The organism is Methanobrevibacter sp. (genome assembly GCF_017940815.1).
Taxonomy (GTDB): Archaea; Methanobacteriota; Methanobacteria; order Methanobacteriales; family Methanobacteriaceae; genus Methanocatella.
The window spans coordinates 1-20,313 of record NZ_JAGAXX010000033.1; the positions used below are offsets into that span (position 1 = coordinate 1).

25 protein-coding genes and 1 pseudogene are annotated in these 20,313 nt (G+C 34.4%); 20 read left to right on the forward strand and 6 right to left on the reverse strand.

All coding sequences use genetic code 11. The annotated features are described in order from the left end of the window. Positions 1-221 precede the first annotated feature (221 nt). From ILA26_RS04420 to fwdF, 3 genes are all read left to right on the forward strand, one after another. A complete protein-coding gene (locus tag ILA26_RS04420; protein WP_292894491.1) occupies positions 222-680 on the forward strand; it encodes a phosphopantetheine adenylyltransferase in 459 nt (152 codons plus the stop codon). Between the two features lie 91 nt (positions 681-771). Beyond that, positions 772-963 carry a 4Fe-4S binding protein gene (locus tag ILA26_RS04425; protein WP_292894494.1) on the forward strand — a complete coding sequence of 64 codons (192 nt, stop codon included), beginning with the start codon at positions 772-774 and terminating at the stop codon, positions 961-963. A gap of 8 nt (positions 964-971) precedes the next feature. Further along, a complete protein-coding gene (gene fwdF / locus ILA26_RS04430; RefSeq protein ID WP_292894497.1) occupies positions 972-1,982 on the forward strand; it encodes a tungsten-dependent formylmethanofuran dehydrogenase subunit FwdF in 1,011 nt (336 codons plus the stop codon). A gap of 19 nt (positions 1,983-2,001) precedes the next feature. On the opposite strand, the gene ILA26_RS04435 is transcribed toward fwdF, so the two are convergent. Together ILA26_RS04435 and ILA26_RS04440 are read right to left on the reverse strand one after the other, a co-directional pair. Next, entirely contained in the window at positions 2,002-2,217 is a 216-nt protein-coding gene (locus tag ILA26_RS04435) for a class III signal peptide-containing protein (RefSeq protein WP_366514879.1), read from the reverse strand. Further along, on the reverse strand, positions 2,177-2,383 hold the full coding sequence (locus ILA26_RS04440) for a class III signal peptide-containing protein (RefSeq protein WP_292894503.1): 207 nt from the start codon (positions 2,381-2,383) through the stop codon (positions 2,177-2,179). The genes ILA26_RS04435 and ILA26_RS04440 overlap by 41 nt, the downstream gene beginning before the upstream one ends. Positions 2,384-2,565: 182 nt before the next feature. Here ILA26_RS04440 and ILA26_RS04445 point away from each other — a divergent pair, with 182 nt between their 5' ends. Continuing rightward, positions 2,566-3,759 (forward strand): hypothetical protein, encoded by a 1,194-nt coding sequence (locus ILA26_RS04445; RefSeq protein WP_292894506.1) that lies wholly within the window; start codon positions 2,566-2,568, stop codon positions 3,757-3,759. Next, entirely contained in the window at positions 3,759-4,478 is a 720-nt protein-coding gene (locus tag ILA26_RS04450; RefSeq protein ID WP_292894509.1) for a metal-dependent hydrolase, read from the forward strand. The genes ILA26_RS04445 and ILA26_RS04450 overlap by 1 nt, the downstream gene beginning before the upstream one ends. Here ILA26_RS04450 and rqcH read toward each other — a convergent pair. Next, on the reverse strand, positions 4,475-6,481 hold the full coding sequence (gene rqcH, locus ILA26_RS04455; RefSeq protein WP_292894512.1) for a ribosome rescue protein RqcH: 2,007 nt from the start codon (positions 6,479-6,481) through the stop codon (positions 4,475-4,477). The two genes, ILA26_RS04450 and rqcH, sit on opposite strands and share 4 nt — an antisense overlap. Before the next feature lie 88 nt (positions 6,482-6,569). On the opposite strand from rqcH, the gene ILA26_RS04460 reads away from it, so the two are divergent. Beyond that, positions 6,570-6,842 carry a hypothetical protein gene (locus ILA26_RS04460; protein WP_292894515.1) on the forward strand — a complete coding sequence of 91 codons (273 nt, stop codon included), beginning with the start codon at positions 6,570-6,572 and terminating at the stop codon, positions 6,840-6,842. Here ILA26_RS04460 and ILA26_RS04465 read toward each other — a convergent pair. Continuing rightward, complete coding sequence (locus ILA26_RS04465; RefSeq protein WP_292894518.1) at positions 6,837-8,657, reverse strand: DUF2070 family protein; 1,821 nt, start codon at positions 8,655-8,657, stop codon at positions 6,837-6,839. The genes ILA26_RS04460 and ILA26_RS04465 overlap by 6 nt on opposite strands. 109 nt (positions 8,658-8,766) lie before the next feature. Here ILA26_RS04465 and ILA26_RS04470 point away from each other — a divergent pair, with 109 nt between their 5' ends. From ILA26_RS04470 to ILA26_RS04480, 3 genes are all read left to right on the forward strand, one after another. Beyond that, the gene (locus ILA26_RS04470) at positions 8,767-9,288 is read left to right on the forward strand and encodes a FumA C-terminus/TtdB family hydratase beta subunit (RefSeq protein ID WP_292894521.1); all 522 of its coding nucleotides are present in this window, start codon (positions 8,767-8,769) and stop codon (positions 9,286-9,288) included. A gap of 98 nt (positions 9,289-9,386) precedes the next feature. Further along, a complete protein-coding gene (locus tag ILA26_RS04475) occupies positions 9,387-9,716 on the forward strand; it encodes a hypothetical protein (RefSeq protein ID WP_292894524.1) in 330 nt (109 codons plus the stop codon). Further along, positions 9,717-10,868, forward strand: coding sequence for a TIGR03576 family pyridoxal phosphate-dependent enzyme (locus tag ILA26_RS04480; RefSeq protein WP_292894527.1), 1,152 nt, complete (start codon positions 9,717-9,719; stop codon positions 10,866-10,868). 97 nt (positions 10,869-10,965) lie between these two features. On the opposite strand, the gene ILA26_RS04485 is transcribed toward ILA26_RS04480, so the two are convergent. Both ILA26_RS04485 and ILA26_RS04490 read right to left on the reverse strand, forming a co-directional pair. Continuing rightward, positions 10,966-11,883 carry a biotin--[acetyl-CoA-carboxylase] ligase gene (locus ILA26_RS04485; RefSeq protein ID WP_292894530.1) on the reverse strand — a complete coding sequence of 306 codons (918 nt, stop codon included), beginning with the start codon at positions 11,881-11,883 and terminating at the stop codon, positions 10,966-10,968. 18 nt (positions 11,884-11,901) lie between these two features. Then, a complete protein-coding gene (locus tag ILA26_RS04490) occupies positions 11,902-13,395 on the reverse strand; it encodes an acetyl-CoA carboxylase biotin carboxylase subunit (RefSeq protein ID WP_292894533.1) in 1,494 nt (497 codons plus the stop codon). Positions 13,396-13,461: 66 nt separating this feature from the next. Here ILA26_RS04490 and ILA26_RS04495 point away from each other — a divergent pair, with 66 nt between their 5' ends. From ILA26_RS04495 to ILA26_RS04545, 11 genes and pseudogenes are all read left to right on the forward strand, one after another. Further along, positions 13,462-14,094, forward strand: coding sequence for an METTL5 family protein (locus tag ILA26_RS04495; RefSeq protein ID WP_292894536.1), 633 nt, complete (start codon positions 13,462-13,464; stop codon positions 14,092-14,094). Between the two features lie 231 nt (positions 14,095-14,325). Beyond that, entirely contained in the window at positions 14,326-15,153 is an 828-nt protein-coding gene (locus ILA26_RS04500) for a putative RNA uridine N3 methyltransferase (RefSeq protein WP_292894539.1), read from the forward strand. Positions 15,154-15,484: 331 nt separating this feature from the next. After that, positions 15,485-16,495, forward strand: coding sequence for a 50S ribosomal protein L3 (gene rpl3p / locus ILA26_RS04505; RefSeq protein WP_292894544.1), 1,011 nt, complete (start codon positions 15,485-15,487; stop codon positions 16,493-16,495). Positions 16,496-16,497: 2 nt separating this feature from the next. After that, positions 16,498-17,262 (forward strand): 50S ribosomal protein L4, encoded by a 765-nt coding sequence (rpl4p, locus tag ILA26_RS04510; protein ID WP_292894547.1) that lies wholly within the window; start codon positions 16,498-16,500, stop codon positions 17,260-17,262. Between the two features lie 22 nt (positions 17,263-17,284). Continuing rightward, complete coding sequence (locus ILA26_RS04515; RefSeq protein WP_292894550.1) at positions 17,285-17,545, forward strand: 50S ribosomal protein L23; 261 nt, start codon at positions 17,285-17,287, stop codon at positions 17,543-17,545. Positions 17,546-17,558: 13 nt separating this feature from the next. Then, on the forward strand, positions 17,559-18,284 hold the full coding sequence (locus tag ILA26_RS04520; RefSeq protein WP_292894553.1) for a 50S ribosomal protein L2: 726 nt from the start codon (positions 17,559-17,561) through the stop codon (positions 18,282-18,284). A 15-nt stretch (positions 18,285-18,299) separates the two neighbouring features. Continuing rightward, on the forward strand, positions 18,300-18,710 hold the full coding sequence (gene rpsS / locus ILA26_RS04525) for a 30S ribosomal protein S19 (protein ID WP_292894556.1): 411 nt from the start codon (positions 18,300-18,302) through the stop codon (positions 18,708-18,710). Between the two features lie 12 nt (positions 18,711-18,722). Beyond that, on the forward strand, positions 18,723-19,187 hold the full coding sequence (locus tag ILA26_RS04530) for a 50S ribosomal protein L22 (protein ID WP_292894559.1): 465 nt from the start codon (positions 18,723-18,725) through the stop codon (positions 19,185-19,187). Continuing rightward, positions 19,187-19,942, forward strand: a complete 756-nt coding sequence (locus tag ILA26_RS04535; RefSeq protein ID WP_292894562.1) for a 30S ribosomal protein S3 — start codon at positions 19,187-19,189, stop codon at positions 19,940-19,942. The genes ILA26_RS04530 and ILA26_RS04535 overlap by 1 nt, the downstream gene beginning before the upstream one ends. 35 nt (positions 19,943-19,977) lie before the next feature. Next, positions 19,978-20,184 (forward strand): 50S ribosomal protein L29, encoded by a 207-nt coding sequence (gene rpmC, locus ILA26_RS04540; RefSeq protein ID WP_116591334.1) that lies wholly within the window; start codon positions 19,978-19,980, stop codon positions 20,182-20,184. Further along, positions 20,185-20,313 (forward strand): annotated as a pseudogene (locus tag ILA26_RS04545) (stress response translation initiation inhibitor YciH); the annotation flags it as partial.

Consider the following 20,313-nt stretch of genomic DNA (forward strand, 5'->3'; position numbering starts at 1 on the left):
CAAAAAAGAAAAATAATCCATTAAAATCAAAATAACAGAAAATACACTCGTTTTATGAAAATCCAACATAAAAATAACAATAATCTAATGAAATAATTAAAAAAAGTAAATTACAGAATTATGGAGAATTCCCTTAAAAATTATTTTCTTTTTTTTATAGCTACTTATATTAAACAGTTTTAATAAATACTTAAACAGCAAGCTAATATTAGGACAATATCATGAATTCTAAAAGATATAAAAAGGTGGCTGTAGGGGGAACTTTTGATAAGTTTCATGATGGTCATAAAAAGTTATTATCAACTGCTTTTGAAATAGGTGAGGAAATAGAAATTGGAGTGACTTCTGATGCATTTGGAGGTTTAAAAGGAGATATTGATTCTTGTAAAGTGAGAATGGATAATCTTAAATCTTTTTTTTCGGATAAGTCAAATTTTATAGTTATTCCTTTGGAAGATCCATATGGAACTACAATTTATGACTCTGATTTTGAGGCTATCGTGGTCAGTGAGGAGACTGAACCTACTGCAGTTGAGATTAATGATATTCGTGTTTCTAAAGGAATGAAACCTATTGATATTGTTGTTGTTAGTTTTGTATTAGCCTATGATGGAAATCCTATCTCTTCCACTCGAATTAGGCGTGGCGAAATTAATCAAAATGGGAATTTCATCAAATAATCAAAAAAAATTATCGATATGTTTATATGTGCATTTCGATAAATATTTAATTGACATAAAAATTTTTTTTATGTAAAATCGAGGTGGTTATATGGCAGTAAAAATTGATTCTGATTCTTGTGGACATATCCAAGATTGTCCAGTTCAAGGATTATGTATTAAACTTTGTGAACAAGGAGCAATCATCGAGGAAGATGGCGACGTTAAAATCGTTCCTGAAAACTGTGATGACTGTGATCTTTGTATACAAAATTGTCCAAATCAAGCCATATCTAAAGCATGAGGGATAATATGTTTAATATTGAGAGAGAGGGTGAAGAACACCGTAAATTATCTTACAAAGATAAAAATTGTGTGGGCTGTGGAATATGTGTCAATGTTTGTCCGACTGATTCTTTAAGATTAGGGCCTATTGTACCTATAGCAAGAGGTTTAATAGAAATGGATTTGGTTTCTGTTAATGCTGACTCTTGTGTATTCTGTGGTTTATGTTCAGTAGCTTGTCCATTTGATTCATTATCATTAACAATCGATGGTGTAGCTGTTAAAGATATGAAATCTTATCCAGTGTGGGATGTCGAATCAAAAGTGGATGATGAAGATTGTATCTACTGTGGTAGATGCTATTCAGTTTGTCCGAGAGATTCTATTCTATTTGAAAGGAAGCTTCCTAATCCAGTAGATTTGGTTAGAGGAGAAATTGAAATTAATAAGGATGCATGTATTTATTGTTCATTCTGTGCAGATCTATGTCCTGCAGGAGCTATTACAGTTAAAAATGTTCCAACATCAAGTGTGGATGTGTTAAACAATTCTATTGAGGTAGACCTTTCCAAATGTATTTTCTGTGGAGTATGTAAGAGAGTATGTCCTGAAAATGCAATCAAACAAATCTGTTCTACTTGTATGTTGAGGGAAGAAATTCCAGTTCCTGAAATCACTGGTGATACATTCATTTCAGAGGAATCCTGTGTCAACTGTTCATGGTGTTCTGAAATATGTCCTACTGATGCAATTACAATAACTAAACCATTTGAAGGCACTTTAGAATTAATTGAAACTGATGAGAAACTTTGTAAAGGAGATTCTTGTCATGCTTGTCTTGATGTATGTCCATGTAATGCGGTAAGTATTGTTGATGGTAAGTCTGTTACTGATTTAGCATTTTGTAACTTGTGTGGTGCATGTGTAACTGCATGTCCTCAAGATATAAGAGTTTTATCAAGAACTGCAATGAACTTAAACAATATTAACTCTGAATCTTGGAAAGAAATTTTAAATACTTTATTGGTTGGAAAATAGAGAGTGATACTCTCATTTTTCATATTTTATTTATTAGGAAATCTCGTTCTGTTTTTAATAAGTTTTGAATATTATTTTGTGTTTTTTCTGTTATATTTGACATATAACTTCCGACTAAAAGCACTATCACTATCAATCCTCCTATTATGAGAATTAGTTCAGCGCTTCCCTGTCCCCTGTTGTCAAGTTTTTTTCTAAACATGGGTTCTGTTGTCGAGTATGGTGTTTCGAACATCTATGATGTCGTCTTTTGCTTTTAAACTAACATCACTTGTGTTCATATATGATCTGTATATTGTTAATGCAAGTAATGCAATAACAATAACTCCTCCGAATAGGAGAATGTATTCTGCTGCGCCTTGGCCAGAATTTTCATTAATGAATTTTTTCATTTCAGTCATGTTACCACCAAATTAATTTAAGTTTTAATACTATATTAATATTACTATTTGTATAATAAGTATTACTAAATTCTTTTTTTCTATTTATTTTGGTGTATTTTTCCATTAACTTTATAAATAGTGTTAAATAAATTAATTAATAGTTAAATAATAGAGTGATAATAATTGATAAGGGTGAAAACGTGGGAAATACAATAAAATTAGTTTCAGGTTTTATTTTATTTGTAATTGGTATTCTCATAGCATATGAAGCAAGTGTCTATAACCTAATAGACATTCTTTTAATAGTGGGTGTCATCATTGCAATTGTAGGAATTATCTTGATGGCAAGCTATTTTGTTGATTCAAATGCTGACAGAACAACTAATATGATTAAAGAGTTTATTGAATCTCGTGAAGGGGATTCCTCTTCATTTATGAGTAATAAAAAATCCAATGAAAATGAGGGTCCTTTAAAAATTCGCAGAGATTATAATGATTATGATGATGAAGAATATGGGGAATTAGTATTTGAGGACTATCCTGATGAAGGTCCTAGTGAATCTTATTTAAATTCACAGGGTAAAGATTACTTGGGTTCATCTTTAAAAGACAATCCAAAAGCTGTTTTAAATGTGGTTCCTCAAAAAGAAAGCGATGTCAATTTTGACAATCAACTTGAGTTTACTCCTCATTATGGTAAACCGTTAAAGGTAACAAGGTCTCCTAAAAGACGTTCTTCTGATTATGAGGTAAATGATGTTCAGGAATTCATTGTTGAACCGGTAAGAGATAATACTGCTACTATTCAACAAGCGTTATCCGAACCAGAACATGTATTGGAACCAGTTTTAGAACATCCAAGAAAGATCGTTCCGGAAGTTCCTGCTAGGGATATCAAAATCGATGTTAATAATCCGGAAAGCTTACCAGTTCCAAAATCATTAAATAGTTACATTCTTTCTGATGATGGAGTTTTAACTTCCAGAGAGGCTTTTGAAAGCTTAGCTGTCAATGTTAATAAAGAAATCATGTTGGAAATCCCATCATTAAAAGATTTATCAGATAGGTTTTTATCTCATGTGCCCACCATTTATTCTAGGGTAATCATTAATGAATTTGATGTTTCAGACATGTCTTACATGTTCTTGATATCTTCCCTTTTAAAACAAGGGGTTCACATTAAAACCGTTCCTAGAGTACATGCTATTAATTTGATAACTGATGATTCTTACGCTATGATTATTTCTGAAGGTAAGGATGATATGGAATATGGTGCTATTTATAATGATAGAAACTCTATTTCAAATATTCGCGCTGACTTTGAAAAAACTTGGAATATCGCATCTAATTTAGATGATGCAGTCCTCATGGCTAGTGCTGGTGGTGTGGCTTAATGGAGATAAGATGGTTAGGCCATTCTGCATTCGAGATAATATCTGATGATGATGTTAGGATTTTAATTGATCCTTTCATTAGCAACAATCCTGCTTGCCAGGTTCCTGTTGAAGAGTTAAATCCAGATATTATTTTACTTACTCATGGACATTCAGACCACTTTGGTGATGCATTGGAAATTTCCAACAGCACCAATGCTCCGGTTGCATGTATTCATGAGATATCACTCTTTTTAGCTAAACAAGGGATAAGAAACATTAGTGTGAATATCGGCGGATCTTTTATTTATAGAAATATTAAGTTCACAATGCTTGAAGCTAAACACTCATCCGATATTGATATGGTTGAAGAAACAGTTCCTGGAGGAGTTGCTGCAAGCTTTTTAATAACCTTTGAGGATGGAACTAAAATATTCCATGCTGGTGATACTGGTTTATTCGGTGACATGAAAGATATTATTGGTGCAATTTACAAACCTGATATTGTGATGGTCCCTATTGGTGATAAATTTACTATGGGTCCTTTTGAAGCTGCTCTTGGTACAATGTGGATGAATCCAAAAGTAGTTATTCCAATGCATTACAATACTTTCCCACCTATAGAACAAGACCCGGCTATATTCGCTAATTTTGTAAGTCAGTTCAACCCAAACATCGATGTTGTGGTTATGAATCCTGACGAGTATTTTGAATATAATCCTGAAGATTATCAGGATTAATTCTTTTCATATTTTTTTCTTTGATGATATTCTTCATCAATATCGCATTTTCCAGATGGCAATACTCTGATTATGTCGTCTAATGTCAAGAGATCATCTTCATTTATTCTGCCGATGATTTTTTTAGCTATTGCTTCTTTTTTTGTAAAACCAGGTTTTATCACGACATAGTTGTTACAATGTGCCTCAACTGCATCTATTGGTCCTGCCATTATTCTTTTTCCTTCATAATCCACGATTCCAATAGCAAGCTTTACTCTTGCACCCCTAATATAGTTTCTATGGCCTCTTATTACAAAGGAACCTTTAGGCAAAAATTCTCCTGATTCGGGGGTTTTTGTAACTTGGTCCGGATGGACCCAGAATACGTCCTGGGATGTGAATCCCATTGACCAAGCAGATGAAAATGATGCTGCAAACTCCCCTGATTCTTTAAGAATATTGTCATTTAATTCATTGCCGTTTAATTTTATTGCAGTGGATGTTGCACCGTGTATATCCGCATGCAAGTAAATGTCGTTAGGGTCCAGATATTTCTTAACGACATTCTCGTTACTGTTGGCGTCACGCCCTCCGACAACCAGAATATTGTCTGAGCTTATGAACCATCTAAGCTTCTCATACCATTTGAGATTCTTTTTGACTCTCTTTTTAGGCACTGCTATGTTTTCCATTGCAACGTCCTTTTTGGCTTTGATTTTTTCAAGTTGTTTTTTGGTATTTTCGATAGCTATTAAAGCACCTTTTGTTTTTCTTTTAGCTTTTTTAGCTTTTTCATAATAATTTTCAGCATTTTCCGGAATGGTCAATTTTGGATCTATAATCAATGAAGTGTCATCGATGTTTAGGGTTAAAACTCCCATTTTGTCTATGCTTTCATAAATTTGGGCTTCTGCCATCCCGTCCTTTTTAGCCTTTTTCAAAGTTTTGCCAATTTCTTTAAAAGAGTAATCGTTACTCCTTGCTTGGTTTACAACATTAATCACATTTTCAATGGTGGTGTAATTAGAATAAATAACCTCTCCTTTATGTTGACTATCTTCGATAGTCTTGTAAAAATTATCAAGTGTTTCTTCTTGTAAATGTAATCTTTTTTCAAACTTGTTTACCTTCTTGTTCCATGCTGATTCCTTGATGTTTTTTATGTCGGTGTTGACTTTTTTGGAGTAAAACTCATCACAGGCTTCATTAAATGTGTCGTAATAAGTTTTTTCATAATCGTCGTATTTTTTCAAGTCTAGTGCAACGACATCCTCTTTGGAATCTTTCTTAACAATTTGTGGTTTGATTGATTCGTCTGTTAAACTATTGAATAAGTCTTTAAATCCATTAAATAATGCAAGTATTTGATCAGGGGTTAATTCATTGTTTGGTGTATTCTTATCGAGTTCAATGGTTTCATTTGCTCTTTTAATGATTTCTTCAGCATATAAGCTTCCAAGTCCATTTCTAGCAAGTGTACGCACTGCATCACTTTCATCATCCTCGAACAAATTTTTAAATTCCTCTTCAGTGACGGTCATTGGATTTATTCCACGTTCTTCTGGGAATATGTATTCCTTTTTGGAGCTTATGTCCCTGTTACTCCAATGTTTTCTTTTCAATGGCAGTATGATATTGTTTTCATCATCCAAAAGAATAATGTTTCCTTTGTCAAAGAGTTCAACAATGATTGTATAATACTTGTCTTTTTTAACTCTTATTTCAACTACACGATCGAAATTGTGCTGCTTTATGCTTTCAACATGCGCTCCCTTAACTCTTTTTCTCAAAAGCATAGGAAATGTTGGAGGGTTTGTTGGATTTTCAAGTGGATATTGGCTGGTGTGTATTCTGGAACCGCATTGCATTACCAAATCAATTCTTCCAGTTCCGGGTACATGGAATCTCATAACAACAATATCTTTAGTTGGTTGGAATGATTTATCGACCCTAGCACCACTCAATAAATTATTTAGTTCATTACTTACTGTATAAATGTCTACATTAGACATGGACTTCATAGTTTAACACCTTTTTTATTAATCAATACTTTAATATATTATAATAACTAAAATTATATTAATCTATTTAATTTTATGGAGGATATGAATGGACACAACTATCAAAGTTACAAGTATTCACATTGTTTTTGGACTCATAGCTGCGTTGCTTTCAGCTGCTTTATCCTTAGGTTGGTTAGGATTCAAAAATGATGTATTTGCGTTTTTCGTTGCAGTAATTATATTATATTTTGTCGGCCAATTTTGTCAAAAATTTGCTGGTGAAGAGATTTCTGGATTCTCCCAATGGTTATGGGATGGAATTTCACCATTTTACTTTACTTGGGTTATTGCATATACATTATTTGTAATGTATCTATAATCCGCCGTAGAATATCCATATAAATACAATTAATAATGCTGTAATAAGCAAGACTGGAGCTATAATCTTACTGACGGCCACAACTGAACTGATTGTTGAAATCAATTCGGTTGAGTTTTTAGGACCGAATGTGTTAAGATTTTCTATTTTACTGGTTCCAGTTCCAACCTCTACTTTTTCTAAATCTTTAATCGCTTCGTTTATGCTGATTTTTACATATTCTATAATTTCTTTTCTTTTAGCAATTCCAATTGGGTTATAACCTCTTGAAAGTGTGTTGACAGTATGTGTGTCAGTTGTCATAACTTCAATTTCGTCTATTTCCAAATCACTTACTGCGTCAATGATTTCCTGTCTGAATCCTCTTTCCATATTGTTGGAATCGAATAAAACATATGCGGTTCTTTGGCTGTCAACTTCTACAATCATGGTTTTTATACCGCTTTCACCGATTCCCTCATGCTTGTCAAGGTCGCCCATTGTATCTTCATAGCACCCGACCTTGATTTCGAATCTTTCAGGTTTAGGATTGATCTTGTCGATAACGTCCATTAGCTGGAACACTTCTGAGTTTCCAGGCAAGACCTCTCCACTTTCAGGAGTGAATGAATTGTGACAATCAACAATGATTGAGTCATTAACTTTGCATCTGCTTCTGCTTTGTGCCATCATTGTCAGTCCAACACCGAATTCAATGTCGTCAACAGCTTCAGGGGCAAATGTGGATAGGATGACCATACCGTCATTAAAGAATTGGACTCCAATATTTGCTTTTCCTGAGTTGTATCTTATGAATTTACTTGCGTCTTCGGAGTATTCCACTTTGGCCAATCCAGTTTTCACGGAATTTTCAACCTTGTCGATTTCTGAAACTGCGATAGGGTTGAAGTCGTGAGTGGACGGTCCATGAGCAACCATTGTGAAATGGTCGAATCTGTTTGCAAGAATTGTAGGCATGTTTGATCCTCCAAGGTCTCCCAATGGACCCGGATGAACAGATGGGGAAATGAACAGTGCCTTGATGCCATTTTCTGTTTTGAAACTGACAAATGTGACAATAGTGTCAATCGCTTCACTCATGTTTTCAAATAATCCTTCAAGGGAGTTTGATCCTTCATTCATGTGTGCGATAAATAAGCTTAATAAATCTAAAACCCCTATTCCTAAGTTTTTCTTAAATGGGGAGGCTATAATTGTGATGAATGCATAGATTGCCATTACAAATATTACTGAAGCAATAAATGCCTTCAACATTACTTGGATAAGTACCGGACCAATGAAACTGGTATCCACAAATAAGAATGAAATTGAAATGTACATTGTCAAGATGAGTATTGGCTGGATAAAACCGGTTATTGCAGCGACAGTGAATCTGACTTTTGAAGTAGCCCAGAATACCAATGTGTTAAATCCGTAAATAATCACTAATCCGAATAGTGCTGAATTGACAAAAATGTCCACATTGATTATTCTTGAAATGATGCATCCTCCAAGGATGAATATTCCTAAAATGGCCACTGAAACGCCGGATAAGAACATTGAATGTTTTATTTTTAGGTTTATTCCATGCAATGATTTAATCACTTGTTGATTTAATGCACCGCTCATTATGGATGCAACACCTAAAACCATAAATCCTAACAGTCCTCCATAGAAGAAGTCTAGCATTCCACCTTGGTTTGGTGTTAAATCAATTATATAATAAATGCTTCCTATTATAAAGCTTAAAATTAATATTCCCAATATTGTATATTTAGTTTTTGGCAGTGTCTTGATGTATTTTGACAATCCTGCCACGCTGCTCATACTTGACATATTTTCCCCGATAATTTTTAGCCATTAAATTTATTAAATCTAAAAAATTTATATAGTTATAGATTTGTATTATTAATAAATAAATTTTTACTAAATTAAGGTGTAATAAATGGAAAAAAAATTAAGTGTTCCGATTAAAGATGAAAATTTGAAAGATTTAAATGCAGGAGATGTGGTTTATTTAACTGGTAATATTATAACTGCACGTGACCAAGCACATAAGCGCATTATTGAGCAAGGTGCTCCATTGGATATTGAGGGTGCCGTTCTTTTCCATGCGGGACCTATAATCACTGAAGAGGACGGAGGCTATAAGATGGTGGCTGTAGGACCTACAACTTCCATGAGGATGAATCCATATCAAAGTGATGTGCTGGATATGGGTCCTAAAATAGTGATAGGTAAAGGTGGAATGGACGATACAGTTCGTGAAGCTTTAATTAGAAATGAAGCGGTGTATGTTGTTGCAACTGGTGGTTGTGCTGCATTATATGTCGATGCTGTTGAAGAAATCGAAAGTGTAGATTGGTTGGACTTAGGAATGCCAGAGGCCATGTGGAATTTAAAAGTCAAGGATTTTGGGCCGCTTATAGTCGCAATGGATGCTCATGGTAACAGTCTATATGACTGAATTATTTCGATTATAAAAATACTTATATATGAATTAAGGTATAGTATATTTTAAATTAATTATTACTTATATGATTAAAAATAGGGGATGTGTTTTTAATGGCTAATATTGAAGAACTCGCTGAAAAAAAATTGAAATCAAGAATGACTAAAATTAGAAAATGTAACAGGGAACCTGAAGAAAAAGCAAAGTTCTCTGAAAAATTCGGTACCTCTTTTGAAATGGGATTCTATAATAAAAATCCTGATAAACTCACTGATGGTATTACTATTATCACAAGTCCTGAAGGTAAAGTTTTATTTGCTGATTACATTTATGAAATTCCTGAAGATGAAGAGTATGCTAGAGTGCCGATCACTGATAAGCAATTAAAATCAATCATTGAATTTTTTGAAGATTTCAAATTACAATTAGACGACTCCGAATAAATGATAATTAATAATTCTTTAGATGAAGTTAAAAAAAGGGAAAAAGCTCTTTCAATCATTAAGGGTATTGTTGAAGGTAAGGGCAGAGAATTCTTATTTGATTTAACAGGATTGTCCGGAGGGTTTATTGCTAGTCCTTCTGAGTTAAGTCTTTTAGAAACCTATGTTGGGCCTGCTATTTTTGAAGAAGATCTTCAAGAGGTTGGAATTGGTCATATGGGTGGTGAAAAGGTTCTGCCATTGAACAGGACTTCTTCAGGAATTCTTGCAACAATATTGACACTAGTGGAAAAGGACACTAATGTTGTGCATTATCTTGAACAGTTGCCGGCTCATCCGTCAATACCTCGCAGCTGTAAACTGGTTGGAGCCAATTACTTTGAGACTGATGTATTTGAAGAGTTTTCAATACCTGACAACACTTCATTGGTTGTAATAACCGGTTCCACAATGGACCTTAAGGTCATCGATGAAGATGAATTCAAAAAGGTCATAGAAATGGCTCACGATAAAAACATTCCTGTGATGGTTGATGATGCTTCCGGAGCAAGACTGAGAACAGTTGTATTTAACCAGCCTCGTGCATGTGATTTGGGAGCGGATATTGCAATTACCAGTACTGATAAGTTGATGCCAGGTCCAAGGGGAGGCCTTATGGCAGGTCGTAAGGATTTGATTGATGAGATTAAGGTTAAGGTGAATCAATTTGGCCTTGAGGCACAGCCACCGTCAGTGCTTGCGATGTTGAACGGTATCAAAAACTTCAATGAAGATAATTTAATTAAAAGTTTCGAAAGAAAAGATGAATTTTTCGACATATTGGATAAGAGATTTGATAACTTCGAAAAGACACCTAACGGAGTCTTAATCTCAGCTGAAGGATTGGCCAATGAGATCGATGTTAATCATGATTTATCTGATAATGATTTGGCATTTGTTCTTTCATTCATTTTGCTAAAGGACCACGGCATAATTACAATTCCTGCTGTAGGAATGCCCGGTGCATCTGCAACAATAAGATTTGATTTATCTACAAATGATGCATTTAACTTAGATTTAATTGAGTTAAGTGAAAAATTAGAATCTTCATTTAATAAGTTACTTGATGTAATTGTTGATGAAGACAAATGTAGAGAAATTATTTTTAACTAATTGGCATGTTGATGTCAATTCAATATCTATTTTTAAAATAAGCTTTTTTTGGTGATGTGGTGGAAATGTATAAGAATGTTATACATTAAGCATAACATTATTTTTTAATTATACATTCTCCTGAAATTACTTTTTCTAAGGTTCCGTCAATTTTTTCAACGATTAGGGCCCCTTCCTTACCAATACCTACAACATAAGCGTCATAGTTTTTGTTGAACGGTTCTCTAACTTCAACGATTTTACCGACACTGTATGAACGTTTTCTCCAATCCTTAAGAATTGATTCATAGTCTCCGTCGTTGAATGTTTCACCGATTTTTTCAAATTCTTCCAGGAACATTCTGATTAAAACATTTTCGTCCTCTTTTCTTCCGAGTTCATCAGAAAGTGTTGTTGTTCCATCTTGCAGTTCTTGTGGGAAGTCCTCAATGTCAATGTTAGCATCAATTCCAACACCGATAATTACGCTGTCGATTGTATTGAATGTGGTAACCGCTTCAGTTAATATTCCACAGACTTTCTTGTCATGAATGATAATGTCGTTAGGCCATTTGATTTCAGCGGATTTTATTCCGGTCCTTTCAATTGCCTTTGCAACAGCAACACCTGTTCCTATTGTAATCATTGGGAGCTTGGAATAATCAACATTTGGCTTTACGATTAATGATAACCAGATTCCACCAATAGGTGATGCCCATGCTTTTCCTGATCTTCCTCTTGCATCTGTTTGTCTTTCTGAAATGACTACAGTTCCGTTTTCAGCACCGTTTTTCGCTAAAAATTTAGCGACGGTATTTGTGGATTTCACTTCATCAAAGATATATAAGTTTCTTCCGGCCCATTTTGTATCTAAATCCTTAGAGATTTCTGATGCCTTAATGTGTTCAGTAGGTTGCTGTCCAATCTCTTTAATGATATCTGAAAAGTCATGGATGTTAATGTCCTGAAGCTCATTGATTGCTTCATCTGAAAGCTTATTTTCTTTTTTCAATAATTCTATAATTTCTTTTCTCATTAAAAAATCTCCAAAAATTTATTTCTTTTGCATTTGTTGATTTTTAGCCATGTTTTGGTAAGACCCGACCGCAGCGGAAATTGCTGCAATCTTTTTACCTGGCATGAATGTGGATTTCATTTTATTTACAAGTTCCAAGTCCTCTGCAATGACGTTGTTCATTTCTTCTTCAATACCTTTTTTGTAGGTGTCGATAAAGTGTGTGTTCAAGTCACCTGAAACAAAGTTAGGATTTCTTAAAACTGCCTTATGGAATGGGATTGTGGTTTTTACACCTAAAATAATATATTCACTTAATGCCCTTTTCATTCTGTTGATTGCATCATTTCTGTTTCTTCCATAAGTAATTAATTTTGAAATCATTGAATCATAAAATGTTGGAATGGTATAGTTCATGTAAACTCCACTGTCTAGACGTACACCAGGTCCACCAGGAGACCTGTAACCAGTGATTTTACCCGGGTTTGGTGCAAAGTCGTTGAGTGGGTCTTCAGCGTTAATACGGCATTCGATAGCATGTCCAGTTACTTGAATGTCTTTTTGCTCATAGCTTAACTCGTCACCGTTTGCGATTTTAATTTGCTCTTTAATCAAGTCTGTGTTTGTGACCAGTTCTGTAATTGGGTGTTCCACTTGAATACGGGTGTTCATCTCAAGGAAGTAATATTCGCCATTGTCATATAGGAACTCTACTGTTCCTGCACTTTTATATCCGATATATTCTGCTGCTTTAACTGCACTTCCACCCATTTCTTCCCTTAACTCTTCAGTCATGATTGGGGAAGGTGCTTCCTCTAGAAGTTTTTGATGTCTTCTTTGGATGGAACATTCCCTGTCAGCTACGTGAACTACGTTACCATGTTCGTCTGCTAGTAATTGGAATTCAATGTGGCGTGGCTTTTCAAGATATTTTTCAATGAATACTGTGGAATCACCAAAGTTTGTTGAAGCAACGGATTGTGTTGATTCAATTGCACGTACAAGTTCTTCTTCTTCGTAAACTGCACGCATACCGATTCCTCCACCACCAGCGGAAGCTTTTACGATTACCGGGTATCCGATTTGGCGAGCAATTTCTTTTGCTTCCTCAATGTCAGTGACACCTTCAGGTGTACCTTCAATTACTGGAACTCCTGCCTTTTTCATAAGAGCTTTTGATGTAATCTTGTCTCCCATTTTATTGATCACATCACCAGTTGGTCCGATAAGCTTAATTCCATTTTTTTCACATTCTTCACCAAATTTTGCATTTTCAGCTAAAAATCCGTAACCTGGGTGAATTGCATCAGCACCAGATTCTAATGCAATATTGATGATTTTTTCAATATTCAAATAGGATTTAGCTGGTGATGGGTTTCCGAGAGGATAACTTTCATCAGCATAATTTGTGTAAAGAGATGTTTTGTCCGCATCGGAGTAGATTGCTACGCTTTTGATGTCGAGTTCACGACAAGCACGCATTACTCTGATAGCGATTTCTCCTCTATTTGCAATTAATATTTTTTCAAACATTTGAAACCTCAAAGTAATTTATTCGTTATATAGTTATATATTATATAATTTAAATATTTTATTAAGATGAAAAAAATTACCCGTAAAAAACATTTGGAAATGAGGCTTCAATCAATACCCGCTCATCCTAAGCCAAAGGTTGGCCTTGAACAGTATACCACTCCATCAATCATAGCTTCGGATTTGATATGGAATGCATTCTCATTGGGAGACATTGAAGACAAGAACATAATTGACCTGGGGTGCGGTACTGGAGTTTTTGCAATTGGATCTGCACTTATGGGTGCAAATTATTCAATCGGTGTAGATATTGATGATGATTCCATTGATTTGGCAAATGACGTTAAAGATAAACTGAAAGTCGGCAATGTAGATTTCATTGTTAGCGATGTTTGCGATTTTAATCAATCAACCAATTTAAATACTGTATTTCAAAATCCTCCATTTGGATCTCAAAGAAATGCTGATGCGGGCCAGGATTTGAAATTTATACAAAAATCTATTGAACTTGATTGTGATGTGTTGTACTCATTTCACATGGCATCAACTGAGGAATTTCTGATAAAATATTATAATGACAATAATCTTGAAATAACCCATATTTTCAGGTATAAATTCCCAATTCCTAAAATTTATGATTTTCACACAAAAGAAAAGCAAAATGTTGATGTTATTGTCATAAGAGCCGAATTAAAATAATTATATTTTTTAAAAAAATCTAATTTTTTACCTAAAAAACAATACCTTTATATAGTGGATGTTACATATTTTATATTAATATATTCTCTGAGTATAAAAAAGTTGGTAGCATAAAAAGAGCTACAGATATTATAATTGATATAATATTTTGTAAATGTGTAAGTCTATTTAGTGATAGCTATATAAATGTAGGGTAATCTTTATATAGTTTACATGCCAAATGTATTACTAATGTATAAAGATGAGCTATCTATATTTATTCCAAACTCATTTCTTTCTGAGTCTAAAGATCTTAAAATTCGTACTTATAAAGTAGGTATTTTAGCAAGAGCTTTAGCTATTTTTCAAGCAGATAATGTGGTTATCTATAATGATACTCATGAAAAAAATGCTGATGGGAAAGAGGATGGAGCTTTTATTGCTGAAGTTTTAAATTATATGAATACACCTCAATACTTGAGGAGACAAGCTATTCCTATAAAAGCTGAACTCAAGCATGTAGGTATCCTTCCGCCGCTTAGGACTCCTCATCATCCTGTAAATAATCAACCAGACGTGGGAGATTATAGACAAGGTTTCACTGTTAAGAGAAATAAGAAAGGAACTTTCGTTGATATAGGTATGGATAAACTTGCATTCTGTAAAGAGCAACTTACAGTCAAGAAAATTTTTGACTTTAAGATTACTAAAATTGCTAAGAAAGAAGTAATAGTCACACCTGATAAACCAGATGACGTTTACTGGGGATATAATGTTATCTCCTCTAATAAGAGTCTTAAAAATAGCTTAAAATTAATTAAGCCAGATCTTGTTGTGGAAACTACAAGATATGGGGATTATATTGATTCTATTTTTGATGAATTAAAATGTAAAGTAGATGAATGTAAAAGTATTGCTATTTTATTTGGTGGCCCTTATTCTTCAATTGCAGAAGACGTTTCAAATCCAAATTGGGATTTATATAAAGTAAATACTCTTCCTGGACAAGGAACTGAAACTGTTAGAACTGAAGAGGCAGTTGTCGCTACACTTTCTTTATTTAACTTTATGAGATTTTAATTCTCTTTATAAATTATTAGTTTTACACGCTAATAGATAACTTGCTCAACTTTTTATACAGATTATATTTTTAGGACTCCCTAGAAATATGCTTAGCACAGAATGATTTATACATTGAATATATTCTTTATTGTGCTTCAATTATGTTAAACTCAATGGAATATATTGAAATTTAATGTTTATCTAGTTATAAACTTGTTTATAGCTATTTATCATTTCGATGAAGTTATTTCATCAAAACTTGTTTAATGGCTTTTATTGGAGCTATTAATTCAAAAAATTTAAAATAATTAAAAATAAAGGAAAAATATTAATAAGGAGGTTAAATTAAATGGTTAGACATCACCAGCCAAGAAAAGGGTCTGTTGCTTTTAGTCCAAGAAAAAGAGCAGCTAAAGAAACCCCTAGAGTAAAATCTTGGCCTCAAATTGATGAACCAAAATTACTCGGCCTCGCAGGTTATAAAGTCGGTATGACTCACGCTTTAGTGACTGACACTGATAAAAACTCTCCAACTCAAGGTATGGATGTTTTCACTCCTGTAACTGTATTGGAAGTGCCTCCGGTCGTAGTAATGGGAATTAGAGCTTATGAAAAAACTTCTCGTGGTTTGAAAGTAATCACCGAAGTACTTGCAGACAATTTAGATCAAGAACTTTCAAGGAAGATTTCCCTTCCTAAAGAATACAACAAATCTGAAGCTATTGCAAAAATACAAGGTGCATTAGAAAACACAGAAGAAATTAGAGTCTTAGTACACACAAATCCAAAAGTAACTAGCGTACCTAAGAAAAAACCAGACATATTCGAATGTGGAATTGGAGGAGCAAATCCTGAAGAAAAATTAAATACTGCATTAGAATTATTAGGTAATGAAGTAAAAGCTAGCGAAATCTTCAATGAAGGAGAATTTGTTGATGCAATTGCAACTACAAAAGGAAAAGGATTCCAAGGTGTAGTAAAAAGATGGGGAATTAGAATTCAATATGGTAAAGCTGTAAGAGCAGGTAAAGGTAGACACGTCGGTTCTATTGGTCCTTGGACACCAAGAAGAACTATGTGGACTGTAGCTCAAGCAGGTCAAATGGGATACCACAAAAGAACTGAATTCAATAAAAGAATTTTAAAAATCGCATCAGCTGATGAAGTTGACGAAATCAACCCAGATGGTGGATTTGTAAAATACGGACTTGTCAAAAACGATTATGTCTTAGTTAAAGGTTCCTTACCAGGTCCTTCCAAAAGATTAGTAATCTTAAGACAACCTATTAGACCTAATAATAAAGCTGAGGATATACCTCAAATAAACTACATAAGTACAAAATCTAAACAAGGGGTATAATCATGAAAGTTAATGTTTATTCTATTAATGGGGAAGTTAAAGAAGAAATTGAACTTCCAGCTATTTTTGATGAAGTATACCGACCAGATTTAATCAAAAGAGCTGTACTTTCAGCACAATCTGCTAGAGTACAACCATGGGGTAATGACCCAATGGCAGGTAAAAGAACCTCCGCTAAAGGATGGGGTTCAGGTAGAGGTACCGCAAGAGTACCTAGGATTAAAAATGGTTCTAAAGCAGCTTTCGTACCAATGGCTATTGGTGGTAGACAAGCACATCCTACCAGAGCTGAAAAAAATCATCATGAAAAAATCAATATTAAAGAAAGAAGATTTGCTATCAGATCTGCTGTTGCAGCAACTGTCAACAAAGAGCTTGTTGAAAACAGAGGTCACAAAGTAGATGATTTAGAACAAGTACCTATCATTGTTGAAGACGATATCGAAGAAGTAAAAACTACTAAACAAACTCGTGAAATCTTTGAAAAATTAGGAGTTTACGATGATGTCATCCGTGCAAAAGAAGGTAAAAGAATTAGAGCTGGTAGAGGAAAAACAAGAGGAAGAAAATACAAAAAAGTTAAAGGTCCTCTCGTTGTAGTCGGTGAAGATAAAGGAATTTCCTTAGGTGCAAGAAACCACGCTGGTGTAGATGTTGTGGTTGTTGAAAACTTAAACGCTGAATTATTAGCACCAGGTACTCACCCAGGAAGACTCACTGTTTACACTAAATCAGCTGTTGAAAAGTTAGGAGGTTTATTCCAATAATTTGGAAAAATAGGTGATTATTATGGATTCATATTCAATTATTATTAAACCTCATGTTACTGAAAAAACCATGAATTTAATCGATTTAAACAATGAGATTACTTTCGTAGTAGATCGTAGAGCTAACAAAGGTCAAATCAAACGTGCTTTTGAAGACTTATACGAAGAAAAAGTAGAAAAAGTCAACACTCACATTACTACTAAAGGTGTAAAAGTAGCATACATAAAACTTGTTGAAGAAGAAATGGCAGAAGAACTTGCTGTCAGATTAGGAGTATTCTAAGGAGGAATGAAAAATGGGTAAACGATTAATCCACCAAAGAAGAGGAAGAGGAACTCCTGCTCACCGTGTTGCTTCTCATCGTTTTAAAGACAAAATCAGATACAGATCTTACGATGCATTAGAAAAAGAAGGCAGTATCAAAGGAAAAGTTATTGACATCGTTCACGATCCAGCAAGAACCGCTCCTATTGCAGAAGTAAAATTCGAAAATGGTGAAAAGAAATACATCTTAGCACCTGAAAGCATTCAAGTTGATGATGAAATCGAATGTGGTATTTCTGCTCCTATCAAATTCGGTAACACCTTACCACTTGCTGAAATTCCTGAAGGTACTCCAATTTATGATATCGAAAACACTCCTGGAGATGGAGGTCGTTTTGTAAGATCTTCCGGAACTTACGCTAATGTTGTTACTCATGATGCTAACCAAACTGTTGTTGAATTACCATCTGGGGAATTAAAATACTTAAATCCTAACTGCCGTGCTAGTATTGGTGTAGTAGCTGGTGGAGGAAGAAAAGATAAACCATTCCTTAAAGCAGGTAAAAAATGGCATGCTTATAAAGCTAAAGGTAAGAAGTTCATGACTGTAAGAGGAGTAGCAATGAACGCTGTAGATCACCCTCACGGGGGAGGTAACAGACAACATCCTGGTCGTCCAACTACTGTTTCCAGACACGCACCACCAGGAAGAAAAGTTGGTTCAATTGCAGCTAAAAGAACAGGTTTAAAAAGATAGATAGAGGGTGTTTCATTGGCAAGAAAAATATTTAAATATAAAGGTTATACTCTTGAAGAACTTCAAGACATGTCTTTAGAGGAAGTAATGGAATTATTCCCTGCAAGACAAAGAAGATCTTTAAAAAGAGGATTCTTACCAAGACAACAAATTGTTTTGGATAAAATGAGAAAATTGAATAAAGAAGGAACTAAAGATGGTCGTCCTGTTGTAATTAGGACCCACTGTAGAGACATGATTGTTATACCTGAAATGGTTGGAACCACTTTCGGTATTTACGATGGTCAAAATTTTGTAGAAGTTACTATTGAACCTGAAATGATTGGTCATTACTTCGGTGAATACGCACCAACCAGAAAAAGAGTTCAACACGGAGACCCAGGTATGGGTGCTACAAGATCATCCATGTTTGTACCACTTAAATAAGGAGATTAGAACATGGCTAACAAATATGCTTATAATAAAGAAGTTGATGAAGCAAAAACTGCACGTGCTATGGCAAGATCTCTTAAGATTTCTCCAAAACACAGTGTTGAGATTTGCAGTGCAATCAGAGGAATGGACGTCGCTAAAGCTAAAGCTTACTTAGAAGACGTTATTGAAATGAAAAAATCTGTTCCTTTCAAAAGACACAATAAAAAAGTAGGTCACAGAAAAGGACAAGAAGGATGGGCTGCTGGAAGATATCCTGTAAAAGCTGCAGAACAAATTTTAAAAGTTTTAGAAAATGCTGAAGCTAATGCAGAATACAAAGGTATGGACACTGAAAAATTATTCATTGAACATATTTCCAGTCACAGAGGTGTAGTAATCCCTGGTTACATCCCAAGAGCATTCGGTAGAATGACTCCATTCAACACACCTACTACTCATATTCAAATTGTATTACAGGAGGCTAACTAATGATAGAAAAAGATTTCGTTTCAGAAGGCCTTAGAAGAACCAGAATTGATGAATACTTAGAAAAAGAATTAGAAAGAGCTGGATACGGTGGTATGGAAGTTCAAATTACTCCTTTAGGTACCATGGTTATTGTTTACGCAGAAAGACCTGGTATGGTTATTGGTAGAGGAGGTAAAAACGTTAGAACTATTACCAACGTTCTTAAAACTGAATTTGGATTAGACAATCCTCAAATTGAAGTTAAAGAAGTTGAAGTTCCAGAACTCAACCCAAAAATCATGGCTTACAAAATTTCTAACATGTTACAAAGAGGTATGCACTTCAGAAGAGTAGCTTACTCCACCATTCGTAGAATCATGGGAGCAGGTGCTCAAGGTGTAGAAGTAACTATTTCTGGTAAAATCAGAGGTTCTAGATCTGCTGTAGCTAAATTCGTTGAAGGATACATCAAAAAATGTGGAGAACCTTCCATCAGATTAGTAGAAGAAGGTTTCGCTACTGCTGAATTAAAACCTGGTGTATTAGGTATTTATGTAAGAATTATGCCTCCGGAAACTGTATTGCCTGATTCCGTTGAAATTCTTCCTCCAAAAATGATTATCGAAGAAGACGGCGATGTCATCGAAGAAGAAATCGATGTTGAAACCGAAGAAGTCATCGAAGAAGAAATCATTGAAGAAGTAGAAGATCTCGACGAATTAGAAGAAGTTGTTGAAGAAGAAGCTGCTGGAGAGGCAGCAGAAGATGATAGTTAAATACTTAAATTTAATTATCCTAAAGAGTTGGAACAATGGCGATTTTAAGAAGTAAAGAAATTTGGGACATGGAAGTTGATGAGATTCAAGACAAATTAGTTGAACTCAGAACTGAATTATCCAAAAACGTTTCTAAAAGTGCAGCTGCTGGGGTAGTTGAAAACCCTGGAAAAATTAGAGAATTAAAAAGAACAATTGCTCGTGTTCTTACAATTTTAAATGAAAAACAAAAGGAGAATTAAATGTCAAAAATCTGTGATGTATGTGGGCTTCCTGAAGAACTTTGTGTTTGTGAAGAAATTGCACGTGAAGTTCAAACTCTAAAAGTTTTTACAGTTAGAAGAAGATTCGGAAAACTCATGACTATTATC